Below are 8,617 nucleotides of genomic sequence, written 5' to 3'. Positions count from 1 at the left end.
TTTAACCCCAGCCAAACGCGATAAATCCCCGCTTCGTTGCGGTCGATTTCAATCTCTGGCGCGACTTCTTGCGCTTGAAGAGCGATGTATTCGTTCAGCTCTTCTTGCGGCTCGGACTGGCGTTGGGCGTCCCGAATGCTCTTGAAGGTGTCCTTGTGGATGGGGATAGCGCGGTTGCCGGAAAGGAGCGTCCAGAGGATATCCTCTTTCATCCAGATGGTGATGATTTCTTCTGGATGGACTTCCTGGTAAGTGTCCCAAGACAGGACTTTAGCGATGGTGATTTTCTCGTCGATGGAGAGAGGCGATCTGGTGGCGGGTGCGGTGGGTGCGATCGCTTTGGTGATGGGGGCGATCGCTTGGAGCAATTGTTGTGAGATCATTAAAGTACCTTTTGACTTCGGTTAATTGGTGGAAGCCGCTTTTGGTTCTAGTCCTGAGAAAACTTGGGAACCGGAGCGGCTAGCTTTTTAAATACTACTCTCACTCAGTGGCAACTGTCAACTGTTGACAGTTGCCACTGAGTGAGAGTAGATTAATGTTGATGGAGCTACTGCATGGCGATGATTAATACGCTTGAGGATTTTTTGAAGGGCAGAGGAGTAGAAACGCCTTACCAATTTTGGAAAGATACAGGACTGGCTCAAGCTACGGCTTACCGCCTGTTCCGGAAGCGTGCTGCTTACCCTTCCAAGGAAGCTCAGGATGCAATTTGCCGGACTTATGCCGCGCAGCCGGGAGACTTTTTGAGATATGTGCCAGATGAAGAGAGCGATCGCCCATGAAGACCCTCGAATTCAAAATCTACCCAACCGTCGCCCAGTCACAAACAATCGATCTGTGGCTGGAGCAACTAAAGTGGGTTTGGAACCGGGGGTTGGAGATTCGCCTAGAGGCACAACAGCGGCGCTGGAGGAAGAAGGTAGATCGCCCTATCCCAGAGAGCCTGAAACTCAAGTGGAAGGATGGCAAATTAGTAGGAATAGGAGTCAGAAAAACCAAAGCAGGGCATAAATTCTGCGAGATCCGCACCTGCCGAGACATTGAAAATCCGAAGAAATTCGCACAGTGCGAGTTTTTCAGGAGCCATCGCATTCCTGAATGGCTGCAAGACGTTCCATGTAAGTTCAAAAGTGGTGTAAATGACGCTTTAAACAAGTCTTGGAAAGCTTACGCCAACCCTAAACATCCCGGCAGGAAGCCAAAGTTTAAGGGTAAATACGATAAATTAAAATCGCTCGTCAACCTCAATGCCGGCGGCAAATATAAAGAGCTAAACCCCAAAAGAATACCGGGTGGCGATAACGGTCATGTCCACTTTCCCAAGCTAGGTAAGCTGTACGTCAAAGGCTTTTTCAAGCGCTTCATGACCGAAGAATATGGCAGTGCCAGAATTCTTAAAGAACCTTCTGGATATTATCTTCAGGTGTGCGTGCCTTCAGAAGAAGTCACGCTGCCAGCAAACGATAAAGCTGTGGGGATTGACCCAGGCGTGACAGCAGTGATCGCCACCGACCAAGGGCGATTAGTCCCGAATCCCAGACTACTAAACAGCAAAACAAAGCGCCTTCGCAGGTTGCAGCGGAAGCTAGCGCGACAGCAGAAAGACAGCAGCAGCGCTAAAAAAACCAAGCGATTTATTGCGCTGCAACACGAGAAAATTCGCCGCACTCGTAACGCCTTTAACCACAAACTCAGCACAAAATTGGTGCGGGAGTATGGGGCATTGGCAATTGAAGACACGAAGCTACAAAACATGACTCGCCGCCCTAAAGCTGTACTAAAAGAAGACGGCAAAGGGCACGAGCGGAATGGGGCTAAAGCGAAAGCTGGCTTAAATCGCAGCTTACTGGATGTGGCGATTGGTGACTTGAGAGCCAAAATTGAAACCAAGGCGAAAGTATGGGGAAGAGAAGCAGAGCGCACCCATGCACCGCATTCCAGTCAGAATTGTCACCGCTGTGGCTCCAAGGGGAATCGCCGCAGCCAGTCAGAATTTATCTGTGTTAATCCCATTTGCAAAGCTTTCGGGATTACACAGCAAGCAGACACCAACGCTTCACGGAACCATCTGCTTAATTCAAGTTTCCTGAGTTCGGGAAAGTACCGCCCTTGGGGGTGGGAACTCATGCCGCTGAAGGGGGGCGAAATGCTCTCGGCGCAGGCGGAAGCTGAGCAATCAGCACCGTTGCCTGAATATGGCAACCGATCGCGCGGGGCGGGGGGATTTATTCCCCCTACTCCGCCTCAACCAACCTCAAACCTTGATACGCCCAGACTCCCAAACGAACGCAAGAGAAAATCCCGATTCGCGCAACCCTGGAATAAAACTTTCATTCAGCTTACTTTATGGGATTTTGGGGAAGAAATCAGGAGCGAGGGGTAAAGGCGATCGCAAGTACGGAATCATTCGCTTAATTGAAGAGGAAATCAGGGGCAAGGGGTGAAGGCGATCGCAAGGCAAGTTGCCAACATTAAAGACCGTCAGCGGAATGCAAACTTTGGCGCGATTTTATCAACAATTTATCCCAGCTTTTTTTGACCTGATTATTTTTGATGAAGTCCATCGTTCTTAACCGTTATTCCAAACCAAAATTTTATTTATCTAAATCTAAGGTTATAAAAGTGTAAAATGAGGTGTAAAGTAGAACTATGAAATCCTTGCGGGGTATATGACAACAGCGCCGTCGAGAATGACTCTTGCGCCCGTGTTCTATACACTGGCTCAGGTTCAATTTAACCCAATTGCCCAAATGTCGGATTATGTTGCCCGTTTGCAGGAGCGCCTGCGCCGAAGCGGGTTCCCTGATTTCCGAGCCGAAAATCAATTTGAACTCACAATTCGCCGACTAGATGAAGCAGAACCTGACGTTCAGCCTACGCAGCATATGCGCTGGAGCTTTACGAATACTAAACGCACTGAAGGATATTGGTTACTCTCAAATGCCTTGGTTTTTCACACTACTACGTACGATACCTTTGCAGATTTCTTGGAAAAGACCCTCTCTGGTTTAAAGCTAGTTCACGAAATTGTTGACTTGGCTTATGTTGAACGGATTGGAATGCGTTATCTTGATGCTGTTACTCCGATAGGTAACGATACCCTACAACAATATTTGAACCCATCTCTGCTTGGCTTTTCTGCAAATCTAGAGGGTCGTCTAAGCCATAGCTTTACCGAAACGGTCACAGCTATTGAGGATGGCAACTTAGTTGCTAGAGCAGTTATTACAGATGGGGCATTAGCTTTATCACCTGACTTGTTTCCGTTACAGCTCGAACTACAAGCCCGATTTGCAGAAATTAATGGTCGGAATGCTGTGTTGGATACTGACTATTTTGTTGCTAAGCGAAACGAGTTTAATCTCATAGAAGTTGAAGATCAACTTCAGAAAGCACATGACATCATCACGAATGCTTTCAAGGTTGCGGTAACTGACTACGCTAGAGAAAAGTGGGCTTAAGAAAATGACAAAGCCATATCCCAAAACTCCTCTTTATCCTATAAAAACTAATAGTCCTCATCAAGCTAGGGTAATTCGCGCCCCCATATGGATTTGGACATCAGGTACTGGTGGTGTTATGACGCCACATGGTACGCCTAAGGTACTAAATCAATATTACGATCCACGTATACATGTCGAACCTTGTAGGGCAAAGCAGATTGATACAAGATCGCCTGCTGAGCATGTTGCTAACATCCGTGATGTATTTGCTATAAGTATGTCTGATTTAGCCTCTGTTCTAGGGGTCACTCGTCCTACAGTCTATGCTTGGTTGGCAGGACAAGAGCCAAAGGGAGAAGCAGTAATACGTATTCAGCAATTGTCCCGCGCCGCTGATAAATTTCATCAAGCAAACATCATCCGTCTAGATAAGTTGGTAAATCGTCCAATTTTAAACGGACGTTCCTTGCTCGATATACTCAGAACAGATGAAGACCCTGTAGAGGCTTTAGCTACTATCAAGGCAATAGCCGATAAGGAAGCTCAGACCCGTCGTGAACCTAAGAGTGTTGGCAAACACTTGAGATCGCTCGACGATGTGTTAGGTGAATCTTCTGTGGCTATCTATGAGAGGAGTTAGTGTTAGAAATGCCTTGGTCCCGAAACACCAGATGGCGACAGGGTAGCGTGCTGGCTCGGAAAGACTTTCAGGCAGTAGGCTTGACCGATATGCCTGATACTGTTCTAGCTATAGCAATATCTCATGATTGCGATATCGCCAATGACAATCTGGATGCTGAACCTGCTGTAGAATTCATCTTTGCTCGTATCTTGGAGCAAAGCAATGGGAATTACACGCATGGGAAAAATCCGCGCGTTTTACACTTAGATTACACAGACGGTGAAAAACTTGTTTCCCTCGAACTGCTCTCCTCAAAAAGATTGATAGTACAGAAGGATAAGCTTGAGGCAGTTCAGCCTGATGATACTTATAAACTCACTGATTCTCGGCAAATTCTTCAAAGTTGGTTAGCTGCTAGATATCGTCGCCATGCTCTACCGAACAGCCTCGTTGATAGGCTTCGTGAAGTTTTCGCATACATTGAGAAGAAAGGTAAGAAAAATTCTTCTGGAATATTGTCTTTCCGTCTTTCCTATGACCCCGAAGAGGAACTTCCTCCCGAAGAACCGTATGAACTCTCGCTCAACATTGTTTATATCACTGATAAAGATGATTACCGCCAAATGTCTGAAAATATTGCACAAAGCTTGAAAACAGAATTTCCAAGGCTTTTAGATAAGACAAAGGATTGCGGCAATGTGATTTTACGCAAGTGCGAAGCGGTTTCTGAAATGGAATTCACACTCCGCGATATGCGTGAAACCGTTGAATTCCATCTGGAACACTTAAGCTATCGCACTGAGCCTTCGGGACCAGTAATTTAGTTGTAACTACCCTGCCTTCTCAAAGTCATCTGTGCCATTGATAGCTAGTTGCTCGCTGTGTATGATGCATCCTAAATACCAGAAATCTTATAAAAACAGATAGCTATCAAAGAACTCTTAAAATAACACTAGGCTCATCAATATAAGAAGCAATTTATATCGCGAACACGCTCATCTTACGAGCAACTGGCGGCTCAGGCGAAAGAATTGGGGATAACGCCCCAGGAACTAATAGAGCAGCGACTTGGGGGCGAGAGTTAATGTCGTCGTGGATATCGATGCCAAACCAATAGATCGCTCCCTCCCCAATCACCAAAAAACCCGCCTCTAGATTAGCCATAAGGAGCGATGGGGTAATCAGGGATGAGGGGCGCGAATTTGTAAGGCCGAAATTTTCGCGGTAGGAATGAAGGTGATCGCAATATATAGCCTAAGTATTGGGAATCCTAAAATTGTCCCGCCATGTACTGATGTAATGACTCAAGGGAACCTGCGCGACGAATACTGCCCTGCCCGTATCTATCAATGCACAACTCCCAACCAAGGGCATATTCAACAACTAAGTTTTACCGATGGGTATTTAAGAGAGCCGAGTCCTCCCGAAAAACCTGAATTGATTAAAGTTGAAGACTGGAAGCCTATTTGGTTAACCGTAGCTTTGTGCTTTTTCCTTTTAATTCCTAGAATTAATGTTTTGGCTTTTTTTGGATTGATGGGAATTTGGGCATGGGCTTTCATATACAAATTTCCTAATTACAAAAAGGCGAGAAAAGAAGCAAGCATAAAAAACCAAAGAAGATTTGAAATATATAAAAAGCATCTAAATGATTATCAGACAGTGCGTTTGCCTAAGTGGGAAAAGGACAAGGAAGCGCACCTTCTTAAGCAAAAAGAGCAGAAGCAATTAACAAAGGTTGCTATTAACGAAGTTTGGAAGCAGAAATCATGGAGAGTGCATTCTCAAGAAGAAATACAAATCACACGCGCTCAAGGCTTTATAGGTCCAGGGGAAGATCAGCTTTTTAATGCACTTTCTAAAACCTCCGGAATCTATCCTTGCCACCAAGTTCAGATAGAACCCTATTACACCGCTGATATTGTGTGCTTGAACCTGGAAACTGGAAAACTTTGTGTTGTTGAAGTTGATGGGAATCAGCACTGGTTAAATGACGAAAACATTAATAAAGATAATCGTCAAATGGCGATGCTAGCGGACATAGGCGTTCCTACCATTAGATTTATCAATAATTTTGCTAAAAGTTCGCCCTATGAGTGCGTTCCGTATATTCAGGAATTATTATCTTAAAGAGTTGCAAGAAGAGAAATAAGTCATTTCATTAAACCGTCTCGCGCGATCGCTAGAAGCCGAATCGGCGCTTACCCGTGAAAAACTGAAGCAGAATATTTCTGTGTCCGAGCGCAGGCAGCTTGAGTCCCAGTTAAACCAGCAGGCGATTCAGGCACTTGACTTCCAGATTTCTGCTCAAAAAAGAATCAGAGAAGAAGCGATCGCCGGTGCTGAAGATCGGATTCGCACTGCTAGTCGCATCAGTGAGGAACAGACTCGACAGTTAGATTTGCAGTCTAAGCAAAACGACTTGTTAATCAAGTCGGACGAACAGCTAAAAACCGTTTTAGAGTCGCGCCAAAATTTATCTAAAGCTTTATCCGATGCCAAAATTGCGTCCTTAGAAGCGCCCCTAGAGCAGCTTAAAAAAGCTGAGGAATTATTTGGACGACTCTTGAGCGAAGAGGGACTGCTCAACAACGCAGGCAAGTCCCTCGCCAGTAAAGCCACGGCTAACCTCAGAGATGTGATGGTCAGCCAAATTCGCGCGGCTGGCGTCGCCATCAATCCCGAACAGTTGCGATCGCTCGTGGCTCAATCCAAAGAATCGGGCAGCGCTGGAGAACAGGCAAAAGCCAAGCTAGCTGAATTTGAGCTAGCAATTCTAGATAGGCGTCAAGCGCTGGAAAGTCAAATCGCAACGGCTAAAGCTGAAGCAATTAAAGCCGAACAGCAACACGCTCGAATGATGCTAGAAATTGATTTGCGACGCACGGATATGCAAGCGCGGCAAGCTTACTTTGCAGCCAAGAAAGCCGATTTGGAAGCTCGTGCCGCAGTCCAAGCAGCTGAAGGCGAAAGGAAGAAGGCAGAGCGAATTGAAGACCCTAGACAGAAGGATAGAGCTTTGGCAGACGCCGATTCCAAGCTTAAAATCGCTCAAGAAGGGTTGGGATTATCCAGGGATAATCTTGCCCTACAAGAGGGTAGTCTTAACCAGCAGGCGGAACTATTCGACAACGCCCGAAAAACGCTCAGCGTTCAGCAGCAGATGGAGCGATCGCAGTTTGGCGCATCGGACGCAGCCCGTCAAAATGCAGCTCAACTGGAACGGGCGGAGAAGGCTTCCAAGCGGCTAGCCGAAAATGCAGCAGCCGAAGCTGGAGCGAGAGGCGGGGGCGGACTTGTGTTCCGGGTTGGCTCTGAGAAATGGGAGAAAAATCGGCAAGCCAAGGACGCCTTTAAGCAGTCATTTGAGGGCGTCGGCGATCGCAAGTCCAACCTGCTAACAGCAGCCATGTCGATGAAGGACAACCCCTTCTTCTCGATGATGTTGCAGCAAAACGGGATGGGTGACATCGCTCAGCTAGCGGGTCAGCTTAGAGATGTTAACCCGCTGCGAGTACAAGCGACGATGGCTTCTGCCAAGGTTGGCAATAAAGACATCGTAGAAGAACTTCGGAAGCTCAACGAGAATATCTCTGGCATGGCAAGCCGCCCCACTAACCTGAACGTATCAACGGCAAGCCCCGTAAGAGATGCGGCAAGTATCTACGGGGACTTATCCAAACAGTCGGTCAAGGGGGCGAATTTGTAAGGGCGAAATTTTCGCGGTAGCAGCCTTGCGCTCACGTTGCGTCGAAGAAGTCGGTTCACTCTATCAAGCACAGCAACTGTCTATTTTTAGTTCGGTTATCTGTATAACCTTTCTTAACAAATTTACGTTTTCTAATATACAGGCGGAATACTGAGTGAATTCACTTACAATACAATCAACCCGTCCGTAAAGAGATGTCAAGTGTGATTTATAGTAATCAGTCAAAGTGCGTATGTTAGCAATAGATTCCGATTTAAAGAAAGCTGAAGCTATTCTGCTTAAAAAGCTTCAATCCGACGAGTGTTCCATGAGCTTGTATGATGTAATTGACTTGTTGCAGTTGAGCGAAATTTCTGACCCAAAACGAATTGCTAAGGAAGCAATCTGGAAGATGGTTGAAGAAGGTAACGCTCGTTTTACTAACAATTGGTCAATTAAAGCTAGATAGTTAGTTTTAAAAAAAATATGCAGGCTTCTTCCAGAGAGTCCCGTCAGCACGCCGATAATAAAGCAGGCGATCAAAGAACACCATTTCAAATAGATCGAGATCGTCTGCTTTACTCTACTTACTTCCGTAGGCTATCGCAAGTTACTCAAGTTGCCAGTGCTAGCGAAGGAAGTATTTTCCATAATCGTCTAACCCATTCACTGAAAGTTGCACAAATTGCGAGACGACTTGCTGAAAAACTGATTCAAGATACATCTTCAAATCCAGGCTTAAGAGATAAGTGTGGTGGCTTAGACCCTGACGTGGTCGAATCTGCCGCGCTAGCACACGATCTGGGGCACCCGCCTTTTGGTCATGTTGCCGAAAAAGAACTTGACAAACTCAGTAAAGAT

General features: G+C 46.1%; 11 protein-coding genes. 9 read left to right on the top strand and 2 right to left on the bottom strand.

Features of this window, described 5'->3' with window-relative positions; all coding sequences use genetic code 11:
• On the bottom strand, nucleotides 1-383 hold a 383-nt coding region (locus NC997_RS26875; RefSeq protein ID WP_190530147.1), incomplete at its 3' end, for a hypothetical protein.
• Nucleotides 384-557: 174 nt separating this feature from the next.
• Between NC997_RS26875 and NC997_RS26870 the strand changes: the two genes are divergently transcribed.
• The 5 genes from NC997_RS26870 to NC997_RS26850 all read left to right on the top strand — a co-directional run bounded on the left by NC997_RS26870 (nucleotide 558) and on the right by NC997_RS26850 (nucleotide 4,892).
• Nucleotides 558-785: a helix-turn-helix transcriptional regulator gene (locus tag NC997_RS26870; protein WP_190530145.1), complete on the top strand. Its 228-nt coding sequence runs from the start codon at nucleotides 558-560 to the stop codon at nucleotides 783-785.
• Nucleotides 782-2,386, top strand: coding sequence for a type V CRISPR-associated protein C2c8 (c2c8, locus tag NC997_RS26865; protein ID WP_190530143.1), 1,605 nt, complete (start codon nucleotides 782-784; stop codon nucleotides 2,384-2,386). The genes NC997_RS26870 and c2c8 overlap by 4 nt, the downstream gene beginning before the upstream one ends.
• Nucleotides 2,387-2,693: 307 nt before the next feature.
• Entirely contained in the window at nucleotides 2,694-3,464 is a 771-nt protein-coding gene (locus tag NC997_RS26860) for a TIGR04255 family protein (protein ID WP_190530141.1), read from the top strand.
• A 259-nt stretch (nucleotides 3,465-3,723) separates the two neighbouring features.
• Entirely contained in the window at nucleotides 3,724-4,086 is a 363-nt protein-coding gene (locus NC997_RS26855) for a hypothetical protein (protein WP_348257838.1), read from the top strand.
• An 89-nt stretch (nucleotides 4,087-4,175) separates the two neighbouring features.
• On the top strand, nucleotides 4,176-4,892 hold the full coding sequence (locus NC997_RS26850) for a hypothetical protein (protein ID WP_190530140.1): 717 nt from the start codon (nucleotides 4,176-4,178) through the stop codon (nucleotides 4,890-4,892).
• A 154-nt stretch (nucleotides 4,893-5,046) separates the two neighbouring features.
• Here NC997_RS26850 and NC997_RS26845 read toward each other — a convergent pair whose 3' ends face one another.
• Entirely contained in the window at nucleotides 5,047-5,232 is a 186-nt protein-coding gene (locus NC997_RS26845; RefSeq protein WP_190530137.1) for a hypothetical protein, read from the bottom strand.
• A gap of 66 nt (nucleotides 5,233-5,298) precedes the next feature.
• Between NC997_RS26845 and NC997_RS26840 the strand changes: the two genes are divergently transcribed.
• From NC997_RS26840 to NC997_RS26825, 4 genes are all read left to right on the top strand, one after another.
• On the top strand, nucleotides 5,299-6,198 hold the full coding sequence (locus NC997_RS26840) for a DUF559 domain-containing protein (protein WP_190530135.1): 900 nt from the start codon (nucleotides 5,299-5,301) through the stop codon (nucleotides 6,196-6,198).
• 103 nt (nucleotides 6,199-6,301) lie between these two features.
• Nucleotides 6,302-7,777: a hypothetical protein gene (locus NC997_RS26835; RefSeq protein ID WP_190530133.1), complete on the top strand. Its 1,476-nt coding sequence runs from the start codon at nucleotides 6,302-6,304 to the stop codon at nucleotides 7,775-7,777.
• Between the two features lie 232 nt (nucleotides 7,778-8,009).
• On the top strand, nucleotides 8,010-8,225 hold the full coding sequence (locus NC997_RS26830; RefSeq protein ID WP_190530131.1) for a hypothetical protein: 216 nt from the start codon (nucleotides 8,010-8,012) through the stop codon (nucleotides 8,223-8,225).
• Between the two features lie 17 nt (nucleotides 8,226-8,242).
• Nucleotides 8,243-8,617: HD domain-containing protein (locus NC997_RS26825; RefSeq protein ID WP_190530129.1), on the top strand; the 375-nt coding region annotated here is incomplete at its 3' end.

The organism is Trichocoleus sp. DQ-A2, assembly GCF_039961915.1.
Lineage (GTDB): Bacteria > Cyanobacteriota > Cyanobacteriia > Cyanobacteriales > FACHB-T130 > FACHB-T130.
This window is presented reverse-complemented; position numbering and strand designations above follow the sequence as displayed.